14 protein-coding genes and 1 pseudogene are annotated in these 24,511 nt (G+C 40.8%); 5 read left to right on the top strand and 10 right to left on the bottom strand.

Annotated elements, in window-relative coordinates:
• The first annotated feature begins 12 nt into the window (after positions 1-12).
• From dndB to dndE, 4 genes are read left to right on the top strand one after another with little or no spacing between them, the layout of a single operon-like run.
• The gene (dndB, locus tag PRUTH_RS16455; protein WP_045980187.1) at positions 13-1,098 is read left to right on the top strand and encodes a DNA sulfur modification protein DndB; all 1,086 of its coding nucleotides are present in this window, start codon (positions 13-15) and stop codon (positions 1,096-1,098) included.
• A complete protein-coding gene (locus PRUTH_RS16450; protein ID WP_151173918.1) occupies positions 1,095-2,720 on the top strand; it encodes a DNA phosphorothioation system sulfurtransferase DndC in 1,626 nt (541 codons plus the stop codon). Before dndB ends, PRUTH_RS16450 begins: the two co-directional genes overlap by 4 nt.
• A complete protein-coding gene (gene dndD, locus PRUTH_RS16445; protein ID WP_151173917.1) occupies positions 2,717-4,708 on the top strand; it encodes a DNA sulfur modification protein DndD in 1,992 nt (663 codons plus the stop codon). Before PRUTH_RS16450 ends, dndD begins: the two co-directional genes overlap by 4 nt.
• Positions 4,708-5,058 carry a DNA sulfur modification protein DndE gene (dndE, locus tag PRUTH_RS16440; RefSeq protein ID WP_151173916.1) on the top strand — a complete coding sequence of 117 codons (351 nt, stop codon included), beginning with the start codon at positions 4,708-4,710 and terminating at the stop codon, positions 5,056-5,058. Before dndD ends, dndE begins: the two co-directional genes overlap by 1 nt.
• Before the next feature lie 192 nt (positions 5,059-5,250).
• Here the strand turns inward: dndE and PRUTH_RS16435 are convergent, their stop codons facing one another.
• The 10 genes and pseudogenes from PRUTH_RS16435 to PRUTH_RS16395 form a co-directional block, all read right to left on the bottom strand.
• Positions 5,251-7,320: a DEAD/DEAH box helicase family protein gene (locus tag PRUTH_RS16435; RefSeq protein ID WP_151173915.1), complete on the bottom strand. Its 2,070-nt coding sequence runs from the start codon at positions 7,318-7,320 to the stop codon at positions 5,251-5,253.
• On the bottom strand, positions 7,320-10,103 hold the full coding sequence (locus tag PRUTH_RS16430) for a sigma factor-like helix-turn-helix DNA-binding protein (RefSeq protein ID WP_170268995.1): 2,784 nt from the start codon (positions 10,101-10,103) through the stop codon (positions 7,320-7,322). Before PRUTH_RS16430 ends, PRUTH_RS16435 begins: the two co-directional genes overlap by 1 nt.
• 8 nt (positions 10,104-10,111) lie before the next feature.
• Positions 10,112-10,552: a DNA phosphorothioation-associated protein 4 gene (locus tag PRUTH_RS16425; protein ID WP_151173914.1), complete on the bottom strand. Its 441-nt coding sequence runs from the start codon at positions 10,550-10,552 to the stop codon at positions 10,112-10,114.
• Positions 10,542-12,584, bottom strand: coding sequence for an AAA family ATPase (locus PRUTH_RS16420; RefSeq protein ID WP_151173913.1), 2,043 nt, complete (start codon positions 12,582-12,584; stop codon positions 10,542-10,544). The genes PRUTH_RS16425 and PRUTH_RS16420 overlap by 11 nt, the downstream gene beginning before the upstream one ends.
• Positions 12,581-12,748: a hypothetical protein gene (locus tag PRUTH_RS19175; RefSeq protein ID WP_170268994.1), complete on the bottom strand. Its 168-nt coding sequence runs from the start codon at positions 12,746-12,748 to the stop codon at positions 12,581-12,583. Before PRUTH_RS19175 ends, PRUTH_RS16420 begins: the two co-directional genes overlap by 4 nt.
• 47 nt (positions 12,749-12,795) lie before the next feature.
• Positions 12,796-13,679 (bottom strand): annotated as a pseudogene (locus tag PRUTH_RS19400) (phosphorothioated DNA-binding restriction endonuclease).
• Positions 13,669-18,732 (bottom strand): DNA phosphorothioation-dependent restriction protein DptH, encoded by a 5,064-nt coding sequence (dptH, locus tag PRUTH_RS16410; protein ID WP_151173912.1) that lies wholly within the window; start codon positions 18,730-18,732, stop codon positions 13,669-13,671. The pseudogene PRUTH_RS19400 and the gene dptH overlap by 11 nt, the downstream one beginning before the upstream one ends.
• Positions 18,713-20,011, bottom strand: a complete 1,299-nt coding sequence (gene dptG / locus PRUTH_RS16405) for a DNA phosphorothioation-dependent restriction protein DptG (RefSeq protein ID WP_138509211.1) — start codon at positions 20,009-20,011, stop codon at positions 18,713-18,715. Before dptG ends, dptH begins: the two co-directional genes overlap by 20 nt.
• A 3-nt stretch (positions 20,012-20,014) precedes the next feature.
• On the bottom strand, positions 20,015-21,607 hold the full coding sequence (dptF, locus tag PRUTH_RS16400; protein WP_151173911.1) for a DNA phosphorothioation-dependent restriction protein DptF: 1,593 nt from the start codon (positions 21,605-21,607) through the stop codon (positions 20,015-20,017).
• 266 nt (positions 21,608-21,873) lie between these two features.
• Entirely contained in the window at positions 21,874-22,236 is a 363-nt protein-coding gene (locus PRUTH_RS16395) for a hypothetical protein (RefSeq protein WP_151173910.1), read from the bottom strand.
• A gap of 249 nt (positions 22,237-22,485) precedes the next feature.
• Here PRUTH_RS16395 and PRUTH_RS16390 point away from each other — a divergent pair, with 249 nt between their 5' ends.
• Positions 22,486-24,435 carry a GGDEF domain-containing protein gene (locus PRUTH_RS16390; RefSeq protein ID WP_151173909.1) on the top strand — a complete coding sequence of 650 codons (1,950 nt, stop codon included), beginning with the start codon at positions 22,486-22,488 and terminating at the stop codon, positions 24,433-24,435.
• Positions 24,436-24,511: the final 76 nt, after the last annotated feature.

The following is a 24,511-nucleotide window of genomic DNA, read 5'->3' as shown; positions in this document are numbered from 1 at the left end:
GAGTTCATCAACATGAGTGATCTCGATAATAACTACAGTTATAGCTTTCCAGCTGTGCGTGGACAGCAAGCTGGTAAGCCCTTCTATATAGCTACCTGCCCTCTACGATTAATCCCTAGAATCTTTGTTTATGATGAGGAAGAAGTGCCTGTAGAGCTTCGCGCACAACGTACTTTAAATAAAAATCGTATTCCGGAGATGGCCAAATACCTGGTCGATTCACCAAAAGATTATGTTTTTTCGGCTATTACCGCCTCAGTAGGTGCCGAGGTGAGCTTTGTCGCTGCCGACTCCAGCAGTAATTTGGGTATGCTCAAAGTGCCCATGGATGCTCAAATACTAATTAATGATGGTCAACATCGTCGAGCGGCCATCGAAGAGGCGATTAAAGAGCGCCCCGAGCTATGCCAGGATAATATCGCCGTTTTATTCTTTGTTGATGAAGGTTTAAAGCGAAGCCAGCAAATGTTTGCTGATTTAAATAAATATGCAGTAAGACCGAGCGCTTCATTATCCACTCTCTATGATCATCGAGATCAAGCAGCGGAATTAGCACGATACTTGGCCCTCGAATGTGAGCCATTCATCGGCTTCACCGAATTTGAGCGTTCTACAATAGCCTCAAAAAGTAGTAAGTTATTTACACTGAGCGGTATTAAACAAGCTAATAAAGCACTGTTTGGTAAAGGCACCAAAGAAGGGTTTAGTGAAACAGAAAGGAAAGTTGCCGTCTCGTTTTGGCGTAAACTCAATCAATATATGCCGGAGTGGCTGCAAGTACAAAACAAACAGCTTTCAGCAGCTGAGCTTCGTCAAGAATACATCTGCGCACATGGTATCGGCCTGCAAGCACTAGCCATAGTGGGGCATGACTTATTGAAACTCAGTGAGTCGCACCAAAGTAAATGTTACAATCAGCTGCAGACAATAGACTGGCGTAAAGCGAATCCTGCTTGGAAAAACCGTGCAATGAATCACGGCAGACTCTCCAAAGCGGTATCAAACATATTTTTGACAGCCATAGAAATAAAAAAACAAATAGGCTTAACGCCCTCAGCTGAAGAGCTGGCTAAAGAAAAAGAATTGCTGAACACATGACATTATTAAACCAGTTCGATTTAGATGATTACATCGACTTTATCGAAGAAGAGAAATTTTCAGGACGCCAACTAAGTGAATTTGTCGCCGACACACAACGTGTGTATATGGCCGATAAACGCCCATGGGTAATAGGTTACAGTGGTGGTAAAGACTCATCAGCAGTCATGACCTTAGTCTATTTCGCATTGCTTGGTCTAAAGCCAGAAGATCGCCATAAGCCGGTGTTTGTTGTGGCATCAGACACCCTGGTAGAGACTCCTATGGTCGTCGACCATGTAAATAAGTCTCTTAAACTTATAGAAGAGGGTGCAAAACGCGAAGGCTTACCGATCACATCGCACAAAGTTGTACCTAAATCTAACAATACCTTCTGGGCTAACTTGCTAGGCAAAGGCTATCCCGCGCCAACTCGTAATTTCCGTTGGTGTACAGAGCGCATGAAAATAGACCCTGTAAGCACGTTTATCAAAGAGCGCGTTAGCGAATATGATGAAGTCATTGTGGTGCTTGGGTCTCGCTCGCAAGAGAGTGCCTCACGTGCTCAAGTGATAAAAAAGCACAAAATTGATGGTTCAGATTTAGCTGTGCATACCACACTCGCCAACGCTTTCATTTATACGCCTATCGATACCTGGAGCGTTGATGATGTATGGAAAATACTACGCCTTTGCCACCTTCAAACTCAAGAAGGCCCGTATGGCACGCGTAACAAGTGGTTCGATAAGTACGACCTAGAGTGGGAAGCGCCATGGGGTGGCAAGAACCTAACATTATGGAATTTATATAAGGATTCATCAGGCCAAGGCGAGTGTCCGCTGGTCATAGACGAAACCACACCGTCATGTGGCAACTCACGCTTTGGGTGTTGGACATGTACTGTAGTCACCAAAGATAGAGCAATGGAAAGCCTAATCCAGAACGGTGAACAATGGATGGAGCCGCTACTCAAGTTTAGAAATATTCTTTCTCGCAGCACATCGCCAAAGTTAAAAAAGAAATACCGGAACCATATTCGCCGTGACGGCCGCTTAGCGTTTAAAACTCTTAAAGAAGATAAAGAGCGTGTACTTACAGACGACTACACTACGGGCCCGTATCTTTTAGAGTACCGAAAGCTAGCAATGCGCATGTTGCTAACAATGCAAAAACGCTTTAATGACCAAGGCCATAATATGGAGCTCATTACCGTGCCCGAGCTTCATGCGGTGAGGCATGAGTGGTTAAACGACCCGAACGAACCCGACTGGGAAGACTCTTTGCCAAACATCGTAAGAGAGGTGCTCGGCATTGAACTAGACTGGACCATTGATGATGCCAACCAGTTCAGTCTAACAGAAGGCGAGCTGATAAATAAGCTTGCGCCACAATATGGTGTTTCTGCACATATGATCAGAAAGCTGATTGATGTGGAGCGTGAGATGAGTGGCCTCGCCCGCCGTACCGGTATTTTTGGCCGTATCGGTCGCCTGATCCAGCAAGACTGGGAAAGTGCCGAAGCAATCATCGCCTCCAACTTAGAGATCAGGCAAAGCCAAATGCGCCAAAGTAATGAAGTTAAGGCCCTAGAGGACGAACTCAAACAGCTTAATAAGCTATTGAACATGGAGGGGATATCATGATATTCAAAACACTCACCCTAAATAACTTCCGTGTTTTTAATGGCGAAACCACCATTGAGTTGACGCCCCGTAAACAAGGGGTGTTTGAACGCCCTATTATTTTGTTTGGTGGCTTAAATGGTGCTGGCAAAACCTCAATTTTAACGGCCATTCGCTTGGCATTATTAGGCAGACGAGCCTTAGGCACGGTGATCACCAAAAAAGATTACCAAGCGTATTTAAATGAGCAAACCAATAACGCTGCAACAAAAGAAGACCCAAATGCCGAGGCCGCTATCAAGCTCAGCTTCACTCATACCCATCAAGGTGAGCATAAGCTATACGAAATCACTCGTACGTGGCAGGCCGAGAGCGAAGAAAAGCTAACGCTTAAAGTGAATGGTGTGGTAGATGAAGCACTAACAAACGACCAAGTTCAAGCGTTCTTGCATGAGTTAGTTCCCCCTGGAATTGGTGACCTATTTTTCTTCGATGGTGAGAAAATCGCAGAGCTTGCTGAGGATGACACCGGCACCTACCTTAAAGAGGCGGTGCAAAAGCTACTGGGTATCGACATCATTAATCGCTTAAATACCGATTTAGATATCTACCTCAAAGGCTTAGGCGCAGAAGCAGCAGACAAAGATACCCGTAAAAAAATCCAGGCTGCCGAAGATGAAAAACGCACCATTACCCGTGATGTTGAGGCAACCCGGGTAAAAATCGACGAACTTGGCAGTATTCTTACTGATATTAAGAGTAAAATCGCTAATAAAGAAGCTGAAATACAATCCCAAGGTGGCGCGTGGGCTGAAACCAAAGAGCAAGAGCAAGCAAAAATTAACGACTTGTACGAGCTAGAAAAAGAGCTCACTAGCAAAATTCGTCATGAGCTCAGCGGTACTTTGCCGATGGCGCTTGCACCTAATGCCATGCAAGGGTTAATTGATCAGCTCAGTGAAGATCAAAAGATTAAGCAAGCGAAGGCTTTTGGCAGCGAGCTTAACCAAGCGCTGCCTGCACTACAGGATAAAATTGCAGCTGACTTTGATGAACAATCTAGCGATATTATGGCCACCATCAATAGCTACTTTGGCCAACTAACCGCCGAATATGGCATGGCTAGCCCAGAGCTTGATATTTCTGACTCAGAGTTTGCTTTAATCCAAGCACAATTTAAAGAAGGCCAACAGTCGCAGCGTTTACTGAAAGAGCTATCGACAGCACTTGAGCAAGTACAAGATAAACTTAGTTCACTGTCTATTAATATTGAGCGTGCACCGGATGCCGCCGATTTAAAAGAGCTGTACGAAGGCCTGCGTGCACTGGAAAAAGAACGTGATACCGTGAGCAAAGAATATATCAGCGAGCTGCTTAAGGCTAAAACGCTTAAAACCAAAGAGCTAGAGTTAGCCAAGCGCTTAGAAAAATTCTATGCCAAGCTCAAAAATAACCACTCAGCCGATAAAGCCGTACATCGCGTACAGCAAAGCCAATATGTGCTGGATGACTTTAAAACCGCGTTAACCAAGCTTAGGGTTACTCAATTAGAAGAGCTTTTTGTAACCGCATACCGAAAGCTTGCCCGCAAAGAAGATCTTAAACTATCGGCTAAAATTGACCCGCAAAACTTTGATGTAAACTTGGTAGACGCCCAAGGCGCGGTGATTAATCGCAAATCGATGTCGGCGGGTGAAAAGCAAATCTTTGCCTTTGCTATTCTTGAAGCCCTCGGTAAGCTCTCTGGAAAAGTACTGCCTGTGGTTGTGGATACTCCACTCGGAAGGCTCGATTCTAAGCACCGCGATAAGTTAATTAAACACTACTTCCCAGAAGCCAGTGAGCAGGTGATACTGCTTTCAACCGACACCGAAGTAGACCAAGACTTTTACAATGCCATTGAGCACCAAGTGTCACACGCGTTTGAAATCGAATTTAACCAGGCAACCAGCTGCTCAACCTTGCGGGAAGGGTACTTTTGGGCTGAGTTAGCAAAGGAGGCAGTATAATGCTCCCACAGACCATGTGGCTTAAAAAGTCAGTTGAAGATCAGCTACACAACTTAAAAGCCAAAACTGGGGTGACTCCCAATATTGCGGCCCGCATTGCCTTTTTCCGCTCTGTAGAGAAAGGCTTTATGTTTGATAAAGAAAGTGACTATAAACTCTCTGGTAGCCTAAAACTTGATAAACACACTTGGCTGGGTAAGACCCAGAAAGTGACTGAATTGCTCCTAAAACAGCGCTACCCTGAGTACTCTGATAAAGAATTACAAACCGCTTGGGCAGCGCATGTTGAGGATGGGGTATCTGCTTTAAGAAATCAAAGTGAGCTTAGAACATTAATTAACGCACTCTAGAATAGATTAGTCATAACAAAAAATTTAACCACCTCACAGGTGAGTATGTGACTTTTAAGTTGTACCAGCTCAGATTTTGTCTGGCAGTTACCCGTTTCGAGCTGTCACTACCAGTTTAATTTGGGCTAGGTGTTGCGAGTCGTTCTTCGCATGTTGCATACAACTCCCTTTATGACTTGTAGCCGCACTGATTTAAATATCAAATTTCTTCCTAATGCTGGAAAAAAGCTCTAAGGTATCCCCATAATTCATAGCTAGCTGAGCAAACTCTTCGATTCTAGCCAACTCTCTTCTAAATAAATTCTTAAATATTTTTAAATCTTCCGGTGAGAAGCCATCCATATCAAAATTTGGAGGAACTGCAATATAGTCATGTATATAAGCGAACTCTTTATTTGGGGATTTTCTTAATACCCTGCCTCTTCTTTGAATATATTCTCTAGGATTTGTTGAAGAAGCTAATATATGGGCATGTTGGGTTGATGGAACATCTACACCTTCATCTAAGCACTTAATCGCAACAATGACGTCGGTTTCCCCTTTATCAAAGTTGTCTAATAAGGCACTTCTCTCGTCTAAGTCCGTTTCTGCTGTAAACTTATTACATGGAACACCATAGGTTGTGCCTAATTCTTTTACCACGTATTCAACAGCTCTTAGATCTCCCTCACTAGTATCACCTACATAAATTAGAGTGTGCTTTTTTAAACCAACGTCTCGTACTTGCTGAAAAAAAATTTTGTATTTATTTTCCATTGAGTTAATTAATCTAGCTCGTTTTAAAAGAAGAGTTTTAGCTAATTCTGAAACTTTCACCTCTCCATTTTTTCCGAAATTAATCAACCTTGAAATTTGACGTGAAAGTTCTTTATAGTCTTCCCATTCTTCATCTGTAAATTCGATGAGTGTTGGGCAATAAAAGTATTTCGTTAAACATTTATTATTTATTGCGTCCTCAAGAGTAAAGTTTATAACCTCATCTCCGAAGTATTTATATAGTGCATCTGTGCCTTCTTCGTCATTATGTCTATGGGGAGTTGCGGATAATCCAAGCCTATAATGACTAGTATTTGGTAGCCTTTTTAATCCTTCAGATGAACCTAAGTTATGCATCTCATCTGCAACCAATAAGGACGGCATTTTGCTGAAATACGTATCAAACCGCCTAAATGAATTAGAGGTAAAGGTGGCATTAGTGCATATAGCTAAGGTGACGCCAGAATGCTGAATAATTGAAGAAGTTAAACTTTGTACAAGTTGCCCTTCCCACTTTGTAACTCCACCAAAACATCTAATTGGGCTAAATCCAAATGCTTCTGCTTCTGTACACCATTGCTTTGCGAGGTGGGTATAAGGAACAACGATTAAAACGAATAAAGTGCTATTTTTACTGTTTGTGTGTGCTGCGAGTTTCGTCACGGCGGAGAGAGCGGTCACCGTTTTTCCCGCTCCTGTAGCCATACAAAATATACCTCTCCCATTCGCCTTAAACCATCTGTTTACAGCGTCTGTTTGATAGCTTCTCAGCTCCCCATTATCGTCTAGAAAATGCTTGGGAATTGAATACTTCATCTTTAAGCGGTAGGGCCTGGGGTTCAACTGAGTAAACTCTATGTAAGGTGCTAACGACGCATCCGAAGGCGTATATACTTTTAGGTTGCTATCTTTTCCCTCCCACATTTCATCAAAGTCAACTTCTATATCTTTGAGTCTGGCTTCAGATTCTTCACTGGAATAAGAGGTAAAGATATCAATTCGTTCCCAATTTCCTTTTGAAGCTCCAGTTAAGTTGTACGATCCTGAAAAGGCAACTTTATTACCATTTTCGTCTTCAAAAACCCCCATTTTGGCGTGCATGATACCGTCTAGATTATTGCATGGTATTGCTATTTTAAAATTTAGAATTCCATCAGCAATTAACCAGCTAATAGCAGCTAAAGTATCATCTTTTAAAGACGAATATAGCTCTTGAAAACTCTGCTTAAAAATTCGTTCTCTATATGAGTCACTATTACTTCCTGAGATTAGGGCTTCATAGTCGGATTTAGAAAGTTGTGGAGATATAAGCCAGTATGCTTTACCTCCATTCGAAGCTAAGTTGGCGATTCCTTCTGCTACATCCTTTATCCACTTCGATGAAAAGTAACCTACAGCAACCTTGTAAGATAATGAATTGCTTAAAAGAGGTTCAAAAAGCGAATCGTTAGGGTTTTCTTTAGTCGTTTTAATTGAATAAGGCAGTTTTAGTTTTTTAAAACTCATTAAAACCCTAACTCCTTAATTATTGCTGAAGAGTTTAATCCTTCGTCTTCCTGATCGTCTTGTAGCGTCAATTCTCTATGGATTTCTCTAATGCGACTTTGAATTTCTGATAGGTTTGAAATTGCGTGGAAAGATGGAGTCCAAGAGCTTAATTCAATAGGACTAGTTATTTTCAAAAAGTCATCGGAAACTTCAATGTTAACTGAATTCTTTCTTAGGTAGTCTAATAGAGTTTCGTACTCTAACTTTTTGTGGAACTTTTCTATTTTTTCCAATATAAAATGAATTGTTCTATTCTTTTTCTGTAAATAAAACAAGCTAATATATTCAGCACAGGCTAAGTCTAAGATACTTATATGCTTACCAATTAAGCCATATAAACCACGTTCTAACCTTACAATATGGTTACTTCGCGCAAGCTCTGTAACTATAGTTTGGTCGTGATAATCTCCTATTTGATTCGCTTGAATTTGCATGTCTTTTACAGACAAAGGCCCACACTTCAACAAAGAGTTAGTTAAAATTTCTCCGAATGCGATCAAATCACTTTCTGAGAAGTTACTGCTTAGGCCAATTTTCAGTCCATATCGATGACAATAAAACCTCTTATCGTCTTGTAATATGCCATATATGGCATATCGGGACACTTTATCTATAGCAACACGACTAGATAATATCTTATGCAAGTCGGCCGCTGAAATATATTTCTTTTCAAGGTTTGAGCTAAGATGACTAAAAGATAAATCACGAATCCTTTTAACGACATCACCTTTAAAAGGTAAAATATCATATGTTCCGTACGTCCCACGATCCATTATCAAAAACTGCTCTGAGTCCATAATAATATTAGCCACAGTCCGCATATCTCTGGGGTCACGGACTTCATCACTATACTTAGAATAGACCTCTTCCATTTTCATCGGATATCCGTGAAAGTTAACAACGCTAGCACAAATATCTTCTATAGACTTTTCTATAGATAACGTCTGCTTATTAGATTTAAAAAAAGTAATTGCTTCTTCGCTTAAAAAAGGCGCTAAACTTTTTATTTCAGCATTAGTTGTATGAGTTAATGATAGAACTTCACAAATATGTTTAAACCAAGCTGAATTTTCTATTTTGCTTTCGTAATACTCAAAGAAGTTCTCTAAAACGAAGAAATCATTACGACGTGTGCTAACTGCACTTAAGGCACTTTGATAGCCATCCTTTATTCTTAATAGGTTTTTAACCCAGCTAGGAAATGATTCAAATAGGTCTTCAACTTGATTTTTATGAATGATTCCAGATTTTATTGCTAATGACTTCTTTAAATATTCACTTTGCCTGGACAAAAACATTTCAAGTAAAAGCCAGCAATACGCTGTTTTTGATAGGAGTAATTTGCTTGTTGTGGCTTTTTCAATTTGCCTAATTCTTTCTCTGGTTACTCCGTAAATCTCACCTAACTCCTCAAGAGTCAATTTTTCTGTGGCTAATAATCGTCCTACAATACAACCAACTCCTCTTTCATTTTTAAAAACTGCCTCTGGTATGAGCTTTCTCAACGCTTGGTAGTCTGAAATGTCGCAGTTACGGATTGTGTCTAGTTGAGCTAGATATATGGCCTCGATCTGTTTATATGTCGAATCTTGTATGCACACACCATTTAACAGGTCTGACAATTCCAATTTGATTTCTTCAGCAGAGTTTAGCTTGTATATGTCTTCTAAAGCTTCTCTAAAAGTATTAACAGTGATCTCTTCAGAATTTATATTTATAAATTTTGAATCACTCAAAATTAGGTCTTTAAGGACTAAATATTGGCAATAAGCCAAATTCGGAGCACTATTAAAGGCGTTAGAAATTATTTCTTCTATAAGTTTAGGTAAACGCAGATCCGAGGGGTAGAGTCTAAAAAGAGAGGCTAAAAACCTATCATCCTTCACAGGCTTTAGGTTTAATAAGTCCTGGGTAAAGCAACCTGAAATAAAAGATGAACCATCATTTTCAATGCCTGAAGTAATGTGCTCGTCTATTAAGTTTCTTATTTCTTCTTCCGACTTTCTTCCGCAATGAGCAAACTTGTATTTGAAACTACCGCTTAGGTCTGACTTAAATAACGTGTTATGGGCTTCTACGGCATTTTTAATGATATTTGACGTTCTTACCGAGCAAGTAGCTTTTTTTTGTTCTATGAGGTTTAGTAGTTTGGGCATCAAATCCATGTCATCATCAAGTTCATCGTATGTTTGATGATTTCCAATAAGATCCTGTTTTAAGTCATATTCTGAAATTAATGCCCTGATTTCTTTTTCTGACTTTTCACCACAGTTAGCAAACTTTGTTCTAATGTTTTGGGTAAGCTCGTCACTATAAAGCGTAGTTTGGTTGGCAAATGCTATTTTAATGATGTTTGCCGTTCTGACAGAGCATGACACTAAGTTAGAGTCTAATAGTTCCTTGAGTTTAGGAATAAGATCTTCCCTTATGGATTCAGGATTATGGCTCTGAACGCAGGTATTTTGTTTTTGATTATTATTGGTAGCTGATTCTTGAGGAGTGCATACATCATCCACATTTAATTCCTGAATGCAAAACTCAATTGCATCCGTGGGATTATTTTTCTCAAAATTCTGGAATTCCTCTTCCGTAACAAAGTAGCCTTCATTTTTACGGAATGTAAAAGGAAACAGTGAGAGTGCTTCTTGAAAAGGAATATTGTAAACAATACGTCCGTTTACTTCGTTACCTCTTCTATCTACATGAATAATTGCTGGAGAAAATTTAAATGTTTTTCTCATACTTCCGCCTACAGTGTTAAAGAGGATATATCATCGATAACGCTGCTATCAGCTTCTTCATCAGCTAGTAGCTCGACGAAAGAGTCTAGAATGCTCTTTCCTCTATCTAAAACTTCTTCACTAATAATTTTTAACCCTGCTGCCGCATATTCTTCAAAGATTAGGACTTTTCTATCGTGATTGTCATCTGACAAAAAATGTACTTCGCACTCATCTGGCTCTGTTATAGCAATACTGTTCATTACCGCTATATCAAATTCACCATTAAACACATGAATTGGAATCGGCTCTGACGATTTAGAAAATTGCTCTCTTATTTGTCCTCTAGATTTAGCTAAACATGCTGCAAAAACTAAAATATCTTTGTACGAGGAAAATACCTTTTCTTCATCTTTAAGTAGCTTAAGTAACGAGTCATATTTTTCTGGCTTTCTTACTCTATCGGTCATAGTATCCCTCGCTAATTTCAGTCCTTTCAAAGGTCTCGCTTCTTTTTAAAAACTCTGTTTCTTCTCCCTCTAGTTTAGGAGAGTAATAAATCAGACTGTTGTGCAAGTTTACGGCCCCTGAAAACTCATTTTCCACAGATCCTTTCCATTGTGAAGAAGATACAAATACGATTATTTGCTCAGCTAACTCCGGTACGTACTTAGCTATAAGCGTTCTGTAATCATCATCTAAAGAACCGAAGGGAGAGTCCATTACGATAGGAAAAATTCCACCTTGGGCCAGGCCATTAGACTTTTCTTCATTTTCTTTAGCCAAGCTAACAATACACGATATAAAAGCCAAACTAGTTATTTGGCTCTCGCCAGTAGACTTTTCAGTTACAACTTGTTTACCTCTGCCAGAGATATCTTTAAATATTTGCAATGCATAGTTGTCGTCAATTTCGGCCCAATAGTTTTTTCTGATTATGCTTTGAAATACTTCATTAACACGTTCAGACAATTTAGTTTTTATGCTATCGGATAATGACTCTAAGAGTTTACCTAATACTATTGAACTTTCTTCTGCTATGTCGAACCTCTTTTTAACAACAGACTTTACTTGTTCACTATCAGCTAATTTTTTTCTCGATTTTTCAGCTCCCTTTAGCTCCTCATCAAGCTTCTTAATTTCACTCTTAACTTCACCAATAGATTCAATAGTTTTATATTTTTGTAGATCTAGTCCTTTTCTTCGCTCTTCCAGATGCGCTGCTTGTTCAATAACTCCGACATCATTCGAAATAGTATCCAATTCACCTATTAATTTATGTCTTTCAGCATCTAAGTTTTTCCTTTTTACTTGCAGTGTCTTAATAGCATCAAATAGAGATTTTCTTTGCGGCTCTATGTGTTGCAGACTTCCTGAAAGCTCTATAAATGCATCCTCCATAGACTTTGAAGAAGCTTTTGATTTATATCGTCTAAGCATTGATGATGCTTCAGTTCCTTCTGAAATATCAGTTCCGCAAATGCAATATCCATCTTCTAGTAAGTCATCAATAAATTGCTCTCTTATCCTATAAGGCAATTCACCTTTTTCTCTCTTCTCGTCTAGAACATCTTTTACAGACTGTGCAGTCTTATCAAAAAAGCCTAAAAAGCCTTTCTTTGATATTTCGAGGCTAAGAGACGCTTTGTTGTCTTCAAGTTCTTTTCTTATTGTTGTAATTCTTTCTTCTATTTCATCTCGCCTTTTTTGCAGCAGTGCAGATTCTTTAATTTCTTCTAGGCGGTTTCCTATTTCCTTTATTGATTTTTGTAACTGCAAATGTGTTTTTTCCAAGTTTTCCAGCTCAACATTTTTGCTGCTCAGCTTTGCAATTAGGCTCTCTTCTATTTCCATTGCCTTAGCCAACTCAGATTCACTTGCATGAGATTTCATTTCTTTTCTAAAAGAATTAATCACATATTCATCAAGATGCTTTTTGCCTCTCTCAATTATTTGAAGTCCCATAATTGATTTTATCGCATGTTTAATATCTCCTGACGAAGATGAGCTAGCCAATTTTTCTATCCTTTCACCATTGAAGAAAAAGTAACTGTGAAGTGATTTAGGTAAAATCTGATTTATATGCGTTTCAGGATTATTAGATGCTTTCTTTTCGCCAGAGTCTTTATCAATCCACTCCAAAGTAAAAAATGAACTACCTAATTTTTCAATGTTGTCATCTTCATACTTTTTATGCAGTTGCTTTCGTTTAGCAGTATAAAGGGTGTTCTCATGAATAAATTTAACAGAAACTTCACACGGTACTTCGTCACCAGGACTAGCTTCTGCTATTGACTGCTCATTAAGTAAATTTTCCGTCCCTGAGTCAAAGTCTACTTCACCGTAAAAGCACCACTTAAAAGCATTTAGAATTGAAGTTTTACCAGCACCATTTTCACCGTGAATTACAGTAATGTTCTTTTGAGGGTCTATAGAGAATTGCAATGCATTTACGCTGTTAAATTGCCTATAGTTAGTAAGCGTAAGTGTTTTTAGTTTCATTTGGCCTTACCTTCTATACACTTTTGAATTTGTGAAGCAATCCGCCTTTCCTTTTCTTCTATTGTGTTTTGATAGTGCCTGTAGCCTTTTTCTATTTTAATGATTTCCATTATTACTTCTCTAACCTCAGGAGAGGCAGAATCAAGAATTTCCTCAGGTGACATATAGTTCTCCTTTTTTAACTATTATTACACTAACTGGTAAAACCTACTCAAGCTTTGGCTTGTTTGAAAACATTATCTCTATGCCATTCAAAATAAGACCCTAACGGTAAAAATTTAGACTGACGAGGCAATTGAATTTGTTTACTATCAAAACCCCAGAACAATTTTTCAACCACTCCACTTCCATTTAAAGCATTTGATACTTTAACCATCATTTCTGGTGTAATTGTGATAACCCCCTTATCTAAAGCTTTATGATGAATAGAGCAAAGAGCTAACCCATTATTTACTGAGCATGGCCCATAAAATTGTTTCCATTTTATATGTGCAGCTTCTATTGCAAATAAGTCATCATTCAACCGAGCATCAAAACCACAAATTGCACATTTGCCGTTATAGGCATTTAGCACCTCACGCCTAAAATTGGGATCGCGTTTTTGAACTTGCTTAAAAGTAAACTCTAAACCAAGTTGAGTTGTAATTTCAGGCACAATACTTTCAGGAAAACTCTCGGAAAGTATTGTTTCTAACAGCTCTGTAGCTAGTTGCGTATCGTTTTTTAGTAGCTGATAAAAATCTCATCGCTAAAGCCACCTGTTACTTGGTGCTTTATTAACTCGGATTTTTTAGCGTCAGTATTACTACTTCTTGGGATACACTCTTCTGCGTTGTCTATACGCCATATACCATCATTGACCAAACGCCAAAAAGGATATTCAGGATGATAGGCCTTTCGAGAAGGGCCAAAACGCTTTAGCAAAAGGTAAACGTCTCTATCAACCTCACCTTCATAGCTAAACATTTGACCGTGCCCTTGAATATATTTAGCGAGTGCATAAGCCATCATTAATGGTTTATTAGGCGCACGCTGATCAGCACGGCTCCAACGCTTAACGCCTAATATTGCTGCACGTAATTCATTAGGCGTCACTCAATAACTCCCAAAACGCTTTATCTTTAATACGCTTAATTTGCTTTTCACCGTTGATATAAAGGCTGGTATGCTTTTCTAGCTCGCGGATATTTTTCATCAGTAGCTCTTGCTCTGACTTATCATCCACATTGAAAATACCTTTAATATCTTGGTTTTTAATTTGTGCCACACGGTGCACAATCCAGCTTAAAATGTACGCTGAATAGTCGTTTTCACCGGTTTTAAAATGCGTAATATCTTGGGTTGATAAAATCACACCCACACCATATTCACGCCCTTCTTTTAGAATTTTTCGCAGGCTTGGAAAGTTTTGCGACATAAAGTTGTCTGCTTCATCCACCAGCACCAGTTTAGTCACTTGCCTAAAGTCGCCTTGCACTTCGGGCTTACCTTGCTTTTGCATTTGTGAATAGAATAAGTCGAGTGTGAGTGCTACCACTAAGTTTTGAACTTCACTCGGGTAACCAGCCAGTTCTACAACTGTAATGCCGTCTACTAGGTCATAAAGTGACATGCACTTGGTGTTGTCATCCTCAAATACTTCAAGTTCGCACACGCTTTCGAGCGCAGCGTATAAGGAGTCTTCAGCTGGGTCGCTGTCGAGGAATAACGACCATAAATCGGCCATGGTCGGCGCAGCTTTGCTCCACGTAGATTGATCCGCTTTGTGGATCCCTGCCATGTCATACGCTTCGCTAATTAGCTTTCTTAGTCTAAGTTGCTGTTTCGTGCCTAAGTTAAACGCTCTACCCATGGTTTCTGAAAAGCCTCGCGCCGTGTGCACTGGTAACATGGGTGTATCGCCAAATAAACTCAGCGGGTTATAGGGAAGTTTATGAAGGTTAAACTTTTTGCCCTTGGTGGTATTTAGGAACTTCTCGTCAACGTAGTCAGACTTATAATCGAAAATAAGAATACCAATTGGTTTACCATCCACATTTTGGTGTTGATTACGGTAAAGCTGCGTTACCACTGACTTAGTACACTGAGTTTTACCCGTGCCCATGGTGCCAATAATACCTGAGTTGGTATTCATAAACTTGGCGGTATTAGTGGGCTCCCAATGCACTTGCGAGTTATCTTTAATTTCATGACCAACCAATACTTTTAGTGGCTCATCAACTGCCGCCTCAGGTGCCACAATTGGAGCCTTAACCTCCGCTACATTTTGTAGCTCAGTCTGTTGAACCTCGTAATCATCAGCCGTAGATTCTGTGGCCGCAACTTCTGGCTCTAGTGACTCGCTTTGGTCATTAATTACCGAGGATGTGTCTCCACGGAGAATATATTCTTCGGGGATATGACAAAGCGAGCTGCTAGTAATATTTTCAAATAGCGACTGCAACTCCGTGCTGATGAACTTATTTAAGTTGGCGCTTGGGAGCTTTATTTGCAGTATGTCATCTTCAACAACAAACTCTTCTTTGGCGTAGTCGGCATTTTCAAAAAAGGCCATCATAAAACCTTGGGGGTACTGGGCTAAATCGGCTACTTGGTAATCCCCTTGCAGCCACCACGCGCGGTTTGCTTTAAGCTCATCAAAATAGCCAGGTGCGTAGACTTTGTATAACTCGAACTTATCCACTTGCATTAAAATCTGTCGCACAAAAAGGCCACGATATAAATGCCCAGCTAAATCGTTACGGCCAAACAAGTTTTCGACTAAGTAGCGCTTGAGCTCTTTGGCTTGTTTCACCCCTTTACCATGACTGCGCTTTTGGCCAATTTTGACTTCGAGTGGCAATAAGTACATTTTGCCCTCTTTGAAACCAACAAATAGCACGTCATCGGAAATCGCACCACTCTTAAACCCCTGAGCAAAACGAGAGAATTCGCTTTCACTCATTTTAAAGCCCACATTACCTGCTACTCGTAGCATTTCAGCCACACTCATGGGTACCCAAGTAATATCGCTTTGGTGTAACAGGCAATTCACGTATTTATAGGCTCCAATAATGCTTTTCTTTTCCTTACGCTCATTGTCGTTGCACGTGATCATTTTCAGCAGCCATTCGCCGTTAAAGGCATTAAACTCGTCAATTAACCCTTTTACGCCCTGAGATAACACTTGGTCGTATAAGTCACGACGCTTGGTTACGGTAATGGCATCATAGTTTGCTGAGTTAGAAAAGTTATCTGAGTAGTGGATCAGTACTGCGTCTTTTTGTGCTTTAAAAAAGTCTAACGTCACTTTAGGGTCAATGATCACCGTCCATACTGAGTTATCGTATACATGTTCCAACAACTGCGAGAGTTCACCAGCTACTTTGAGCGCTAGTCCGTTATTGGTTTCGTACTTTTGGCTGCTCCATGCTGCTTTAGCTAGGTTGTTAAAGTGGCCGCTAAGCTTAAGGCTAGGCTTATCGTCGCTGGCAATACCGTTTAAGCCATAAGTGGTAAAATAGGTATTTTGCTCGTTGTACGCCGTTTCACCAGCAAGCAAACCATGACAAGCAACACCCGTTTTTTCAGTTTGCACATCAACAGGAATTGGCTCTACTTTGGTGTCGTTGCGAACAAAGCTAATGTGAGCATAATTAAAGCTTTCTAAATCATCACCCAACTTAAATTTGCTGTACGTAATGCGGTTTTTAAGCATGTCTGCAACCGCATCGGCTTTGTCTTTTTCACTTCCTAATTGTGCAATCTCTTTAAGCTCGTCATAGCTTGGGGCGTCGGCAAACTCGTCAAAATAAGTGCGTTGTAGCTTCTTATCGTAAAGATTGACATGAATACGATTGGCTTGATCAGGTGAATACTTTTTCAAGTAGTCTACTAGGCCTAAGAATAGAGCCGTATTATCGCCATTGTTGATCGAATTGATGTAGAGCGTTTCTTTTGCACCTTGGTTAAAAAGCACATCAAAGGCTTTGGTGAACTCATTGGCTTTTTGACGAACTAGAGGCCTAACATAATCAAGGTTTGCCTCCTTGTTGGTCACCAGCTCGCACCACATTCTATTTTCAGCTAGCGCTTGGTTATAAGCAAAGCCTTGCGTTGCATGCCATACAAAAGGCAGTAAACCTTCGATATTCAGCCTTTTCAGGGTGGCGCTTGGTAATGTGCCAAAACTTGCATCGTCTTCACTACTTGCCGCTGTTACTAACTGAGCAAAGTAAGCTAACGTCAATGGGTGATAGGGCGTGATGTATTCACGATCATTAAACTGCGCAATACCAATATTTGCTAATAAGTTGGCTTGTGGACTCAGCAAAGATTTTGTCTCGAGTTTTTCCACTTCAGATAAGTAGCAAGCCACGACCTCTTCAACTATGTTGAGTAGTTTAGGCCCCCAAGAGCTGGTACTAAGCAGAGTCTTGCGCAGCTCTAAATAATCAAAGAGCTTTGTGTATGCTTGATGTAGCTCTGGGTAGTGTAGAGCCAAATCATCGAGCTTCACCTCTGGTCGCATACCCACTTGGCTTGCGAGCAGGCGCTGATCTTGAAGTTGCCCTTCCCAATTTAGTACATGCTTGCGCTGGCCTTTTGGTGTTAAATCTTTACCGTCGCGTACCACCTTCTCTTTAGCCCTGTTATACAACCCGTTAAATTCGTCATTGTATAAACGGTTATATAAGTTGGTATCGAGCACCATGGGTAAACTTAAGGTTTCAGACGAAACTGCCCCATCAACTTCAAAGTTTAAAATATGCTCGCCACTTTGAATGGCAAAGGTAAGCATATCGGTCTCATTAGCGAATTGAGCAAAGTCGATTTCTGATATCGTGGAGGTTTGGAATATTTGATTTGATTGAGTTACTGTCGCAGCTTTACCGGACTGAGCAACCTGCACTTTTCCCGCATTGGTCTGCAATGTAATTAAATCTTTCCTTGGTGATAGCAAGAAGATATCAGCCAAGTCATCAAGATAAAAAGCGCCTTCAGGTACTAATAAAATGCGATATTTAAAGCGCTCTTGCGGCTTTTCCCGCTTAAAGTCGATACTGAAAAACAATGGCGTGTTATTAAAACTACCAATAGCTTCTGCGATACTTCGCTTATTGGAGCGGTTGTTCACGTCGAGCGTAATTGGCTCTTTAGTGTGCTGTAATTTAAGCTCATTTCTTTGCAGCGTTCCACCAACAAAACTTGCTTCAAGTTTGAACTCTCTTTGTTCAGCGGGGACTTCAATGATCAGATGACGCTCTTTTTTACTTTCGCGAGCAATAAAGTTCAAGCCACCCAAGGACTCTTTTTCAAATGCTAATAAGTTTTCTTTATTCGCACGTTGCTCTTGTTGAATTTGACCAAACTCAAGTTCTTTCCACTTTTCTCGATCCGTGAAATAGTCATTAACGAACTTTTCGCTTAGTTCAAGATCGCCGAGTTTTTCAACTAATTCTTGGGGATAACGCTCGACGATATCATGGATATTTTCAAACAGTTGGTGATTACGTGACAAGCGTTTATCTATCTGAGCTGTATCGTCCCAGTCGACAATTGTAGTGTCGCGGAACATACCAAGCTCATCAAACTGAATGACTCCATCTTCCAATGCGTCAAATAACTCCGCGAAGCCAAACATGGTCGCACCGTCTTGCATGATGAGCTTAAAACGGTGATTAAGTAAACATTGAGAGACCTTATCACGGCCTTGAATCTCGTCTATCAATTCGCTGAGCGACTCTTTTATAGTTAGTGGGTGCCATATTTCACCACGCGCACCCAAGTCTTTTGCTGAATTAATCAAGGTATCTAGGTAGGAGTTGTGAACAACTACAAGCGCACAGTCTTTAAAGTTACCCTCTTGAGATGAAACAAGATCCCGTAAGTGTGAAATAAAGTTTTCACTGTATCCATCATCCTGTTCACTATGCACAATAGGAATAAGCTTTGCGTTTTCAAAAGAAATCGCATCGAATGTTTCATTAACCTCCGGGGTATTGATAGAGACCGAGCAGTTGGTTGCTTTATTTAGGGCGCGATAGAGCCTCTGACTGTTGGCATCATCGGGAGAGCGAAACTGTAATCGACTCTCCCCATCTAAATTTGTTTTTGCCCATTTACAGAAGTGCTCAACTAAAAAATCTTCATATCGTTTTTTTGACATACACTGCATCCCCGCTGTCACTCATTCGCTCTACATTACCCATACGCTCAAACAGTTCGATTAAACACTCTTCACTGCTTTTATCGAAGAATACGCCTCTCTTTTGAAATTCAATTAATAACTCATGTAACCTTAAGCGCTCTCTTTCGCCTATGGCGAGGTTCGTCAGAAGTAGTAGGTAATCCTGGTTTAGGACTAAAAACGATCCCGCCGGCCCTCTGCTTTGCTCAAATGGTTTTATGAAGGTTTCCCGGGTGCCATTTACAAACTTATTGAAAGCCGCTTCTCGAGAAGTCCCTTTTTTAAATTGCTCTCTAAACAAGTTCGACAACATGGTTATTGCGCTTTGCACGTCACAGGCTGGTTGCAATTTACTGGTGAGCTTACGGTCTTCGTAAAAGTCTTGGGCATATTGGTTTAGCTTGTCGATATCTGCCTCAGTAAGCTCCTGCACTAATTGCCAAAGAGGTACAACGATGCCTTTGCTATCTTGCAAGCTTTCATTGAGTGATAACAAAGGAAATAGCGAATAACTCGATTCAACAACCTGTTTATGTCCATGTAACTTCAGCTTAGTGCGCTCTTTGCTGGCTTTTTCGCTATCAAGAATAAAAAAGCATGGCTTGATACTGGGTTCGTTTGCCCAGCCTTTGATATTGAGCGACAGCTGGGCTGTATATAAGAAACCATATAACTTCAGTAAAGACTTAATGCTGAGTTGAAATTGTTCTGGATAACCTACTAAAAAATTTAAGTCGTTTTGAAATTGCTTTGCAATTTGGGGCACATAGGCAGCATGTTGTTTGCGAGTTTTTTTGTTAGATTTGGTAACCAATGGCGAGTCAAAGATCTGTTTTATTTCTCGCTCTAAAAAGTTTAGATGGGTTATTGGTTTTTCAGTTAGCGCTAACTCACCCATTAGGTTCACAAACATGGTGTTAAGTCGTTCATCTCCAGCGCTACTAGCCTCACTATCCAAAACTTTTAATGCTTGCATCTCTGGAGCGATCTTCAATACTTGACCACTATCAAAATACATTTTTTCTATTATAGGCCAGAATGATTCGCCATCTAATTTTGGTTCAATCTGGGCTTTACACAGTGCTTGAAAATCCTCTATCGCTTTTATTTGATCTGCAAGTTCTAGGCTATGTAGCGTTTTTATAAAAAATCCGACAACACTGTCCCAGTCATACTTATTATTCGAGTTATTAGTTGTCACCGGAAAAAAGCTAGCTGCACTGTTATTTTTTGGCTTTAAATCATCTATCAATGGCATCAGTTATCCCTCATTCACCACAATTTCGTCATCATCAAGCTCCAGTTCATACTTTTTCCCGCCACCAGTGATAATCAACTCATCGGCAGACTTAGCCGCTTGAACTACTTCATTTGCCAATTCATCAAGTAGGATAACTGAATCTTTGTCATGTTTATTTGGGCGATAACCGTTATTGATATTTATCAAAAGAGACAATAGGTTAATATTGATTGGCAGGCAAAATTGCTTGTCTTTTAGCTTTAATCTAGCGTTGAAAAACGCGTTACTAGTGGTGCTGTTGTTAGCTATTGCCTTAGCGTCCATCGCTAAATCGGCAGGCGCTGCTACTTGATAATCACCAAAGTCTGAAAGTAAAAAGTACCTTTTACCTAGCCTAGGTGCGTTTCTGTTGATATAGCTACGAACAGCCGAAATCAAGATATCTCGATAGAAGGATTTGAGCTCACTTTTTTGCTCAGCTGTACCCAGGTACTGTTTGTGTAATCTGAATACACTTATATATTTTTCTACCAAGCTTTCGTTAAAATCAGGATTAAATTGAAGATGGAAGTTATTCGCGAAGTCTGAATGCCTAAGCACGTAAAAAAGGCGCAAATACTGAGCCGCGCTAGATATTTTTGTTATTCCGAAATCGCTAGAAACTTCTTTAAAAGCCGTAAACTCAGGGTTTGGCAAATTGAGGTCTAAACATAAGATAAAACGATCAATTTGTTTGGTTCTCAGGTGTGCCGGATCAAACCCCTCAATCTTATTTGCAAGCTCGTTGCCTCCGCCCGCAAACAAATTATCAAATAAATAACCTTTACCAAGTAACAGTTCGTGAATAAAATCCAGTAGAGCTCTAGCTGTTAGAAACTGGTCTCGCATAAGACGAGCTTTAAACAGCAGGTCAACAATCACCTTTTGCACTGAAGGCAAGCTCAAAAGCTCATAATTTGTAACTAACCTTTTTGATTGAGCACTACCGTATTCTTTCTCTTTTTCAACGAGCTGACGAATAATGTTGTCATCTTGCTGAGTGATCCTAGCAAGTAAGCTAGTTGCAAACTCAGAGCTATAATCATGTTCACGAATTTCAAACTTTGGATAATCTTCAAAACTTACAAAGTAAATGCCACTGTCGTTCGGAGCTTGTTTGTCATTTAGATATGTTTTTAGGGCTTGTCGAATCCTTTCATTACTCCCTTCTTCAGCATAATTCCCCATCATGCCTGTGTTTATGCCAACTACCAAAGGGCTATTTTCTGCCTCGAATTCGCCAAAAACTTTATCTAAGGTTTGGATTGCAGTTCCGTGAGGATCGAAACTGTGAGTAGCATCTAAATGAAACTTAACTCGGCTACCGTATTTTTGCTTCGCTTTTGTTAGTAGCTCTGACTTGCCATCCCCACTACTTCCACACAAGAAAAGCATTTTTTTGTCGTTTGCACCAAATGAAGAAATTACCTCATCAACTCTCCTTTCGATTGGCATCTCGATGTAAAGATATGATTTGATTTCATCCAGCAGGGTTTGCTTGTCTTGGCTTCTCTCGGTTGACACTGCGTAGGGAGATGATTTTGACAGAACACTAAGTGCTTCTTTTAACCGCATACGAATACCTTTGTGAAGCGGTTAACAGGTTAACTAACCGCTCCTTGGTTTATAACTCTTTGAACAACAATAATGTTTGTATTCACAAAGTCAATCTGAACACGTTATGAATCAGACTATTTGACGATATAACAGGGTGGATACCAAAAGGCTCAAAAATGGAAAGATTAATGAAAAGGTTCGTTCGATGGCATTACAGGATATAACAATAGGGTTTTAGAGGAAGTCAAAACGCCCTTTACAGGGCGCTTCTGTCGCCCAGTTTTTTAATGTCTCCGGCTGATAATCTCGACTATTTCTAGGCTGTTCTCTAATAGCCGGAACACATCACCGTGCATATCCACAATTACGTGGCCATGGCGGTCGCGCCTCAGAACTTTGCCATGACGGTATACGTCATAATCAATATGTCGGCCTATACGCCAGTAGTCATCGTCGTATCTATGGCTGTAATGATCACAGTGATGATGGCGCTCATAGCGCTCTTTGTGTTTGTGCTTATGTTTTTTGCCGTGGTGCATTTTCTTCGCATGGCCTGGGGGCGTGAAGTGTTCAGGCTTAGCCATTGCCTCACTCATAGGAAGGGCACCGGCCAGTAACGTAGTTAAGCATAAAGCTGTCAGTCGCATAACAACCTCCTTAATTGGTCTGTTGACCATTTCGCAATAACTTTACTGTAAATGTACGCCAATGAACCCAAGCTAAACGTATTGGGGGCAAAAATATTGCGGTTTTCTCATTTTTTAATCTAGTAACGCACTAAAAATAAATAGCTTTTAATAATTAGCCTATACTTTTGTATGAGCTATCGAAATAAATACACTCTAAAGTATCGGTACCTTAAATAGGTCATTGTTTTGGCTGAGGAAGGAGGCACTTTGCAGACACAGTCGCACACATCACTGCTTATTTTCGACTCGCAAGGAGTTTGCAGCGCTGCGCACCCCGCTCAGCTTGAGCGCTATGTAGGTCTGCATTTTGATGATTTTTCATTTTTTAATAAACAAGATGTGTGTGTGTTCACCACGTTTTGCAAGCAGGCCCCTTACATTACCCTGCAAGTTGAGCTTGAACAGCGTACTTTTATTGCTAAAGCGCAGTGGTGTCAGGGTAATCAGAGTAGTTTAGTGGTCTCATTAAGCGAACATTTTGAGGGTTATCGACAGCGCTCCAATGCTGAGCGTTTGGAGGCCTTAATCGAGGGCACTCAAGCCGGCACGTGGGAGTGGAATATGCAAACCGGTGAGGTTGTGTTAAATGAGCGCTGGGCCAATATTATTGGTTATACCTTGGATGAGCTTTCACCCATTTCAATTGATACTTGGCTGCTCTACGCCCATCCTGAGGACTTACACGCATCAGATGCTGCCTTTGACCGCCATTTCAGCGGTGAAGACCCTGTTTATCAATGTGATGTGCGCATGAAGCACAAGCAGGGTCATTGGGTTTGGGTTCGAGATTGCGGCAAAGTGGTGACCCGCACCGCAGATGACAAACCCGAGTGGATCTCTGGCACTCATATCGATATAACCCAACGTGTGCATGACTTGGAGCAGCTCACGCAAGTAAGAAACGAGCTTAAAACCATCATCGACAGTGTCCCTGCCGCTATTTACAAAGCCCCCTTTGATGAGCCTTGTTGTTTTAGTTTTATTTCTTCGCAGATAAGCCACATTACCGGCTATAACCGCATAAATTTCGTACAAAGCCCGCACTGGTGGCGCGAACATATTCATCCTGAGGATTTAGATGCACAGGACACACAAACCCGCCACTGGCGCAAAGAAGGGGCACAAGGGGTGTTTAAATCCGACTTTCGGTTTCGCCACAAAGACGGCTATTATATTTGGCTTACTGAGTACAGCCAACGCATGCAAACCACGGCGAATAATGGCCAGGATTATTTAGTGGGCTCGCTCACCGATAAAAGCGAAAATGTCAGCCTCTCGAATCGACTGGATGCGTTTGCACAAGTGCTTCCGGGAATGATTTATCAATTTGCGCTAACGGCTGAACGCTCTTGGCACTTCCCTTACATAAGCGAGGGATGTACGCGCATCTTTGAAGTCGCACCCGAAGCAGTGCAACAGGACCCCGCCTCGTTGCTTACCAAAATCGCCCACGACGATCGTCAGCGGGTGGTACGTTCTATTTTAAATTCCGCGCAAAGCCTGGATGACTGGGAGTGCGAGTTTAAAGTGGAGCTTGAAGACAATGAAGAGAAATGGTTATTTGCCCATGCTATTCCCAAGCACCAGCTCGATGGCACAGTGTTATGGTCTGGCATGGTGATTGATATTACCGATCGTAAAAGCTTGGAGCTCACTTTACTGCGCGAATCAACAACCGACCCACTCACCGGACTGTATAATCGCCGTCATTTCAATGAACAATTGCAGCAGCAACTAGCTCGCGCAGAGCGAGATGGTACCCATGTATCGCTAATGATCATCGACTTTGATTTATTCAAACAGATTAATGACCAATATGGCCACCATGCCGGTGACATTGTGCTCAAAGAGGCCACCATGCAGATCAGCGCCATTTTACGTAAGTACGATATTTTTGCTCGCATTGGCGGTGAAGAGTTCAGTGTCATTTTACCCAATACATCCTTGGCACAAGCACGCCATGTGGCAGAAAAAGTACGCCGCCAGGTGGAGCATTGCCATATTCAAGTGCACGAACACAGCATTTCGGTGACCACCACGATAGGTGTTGCCTCTACTGAGCAAACCACCGCCCACCCCGGGGCACTTTTAAAGCAAGCAGACAATTGTTTGTATCAGGGCAAGCATCAGGGTCGTAATTGCGTTGTGAGCGACTAGGCGTTGGTCTACGTATCAGCACCATAGACAACACTTAAATCTTAATGCACCCTGTGCTTTTAATTGCAGTTATCAA

This window comes from Pseudoalteromonas ruthenica (assembly GCF_008808095.1).
Taxonomy (GTDB): Bacteria; Pseudomonadota; Gammaproteobacteria; order Enterobacterales; family Alteromonadaceae; genus Pseudoalteromonas; species Pseudoalteromonas ruthenica.
The sequence above is the reverse complement of the archived record's forward strand: the minus strand, read 5'-3'. Positions and strand labels throughout refer to the sequence as shown.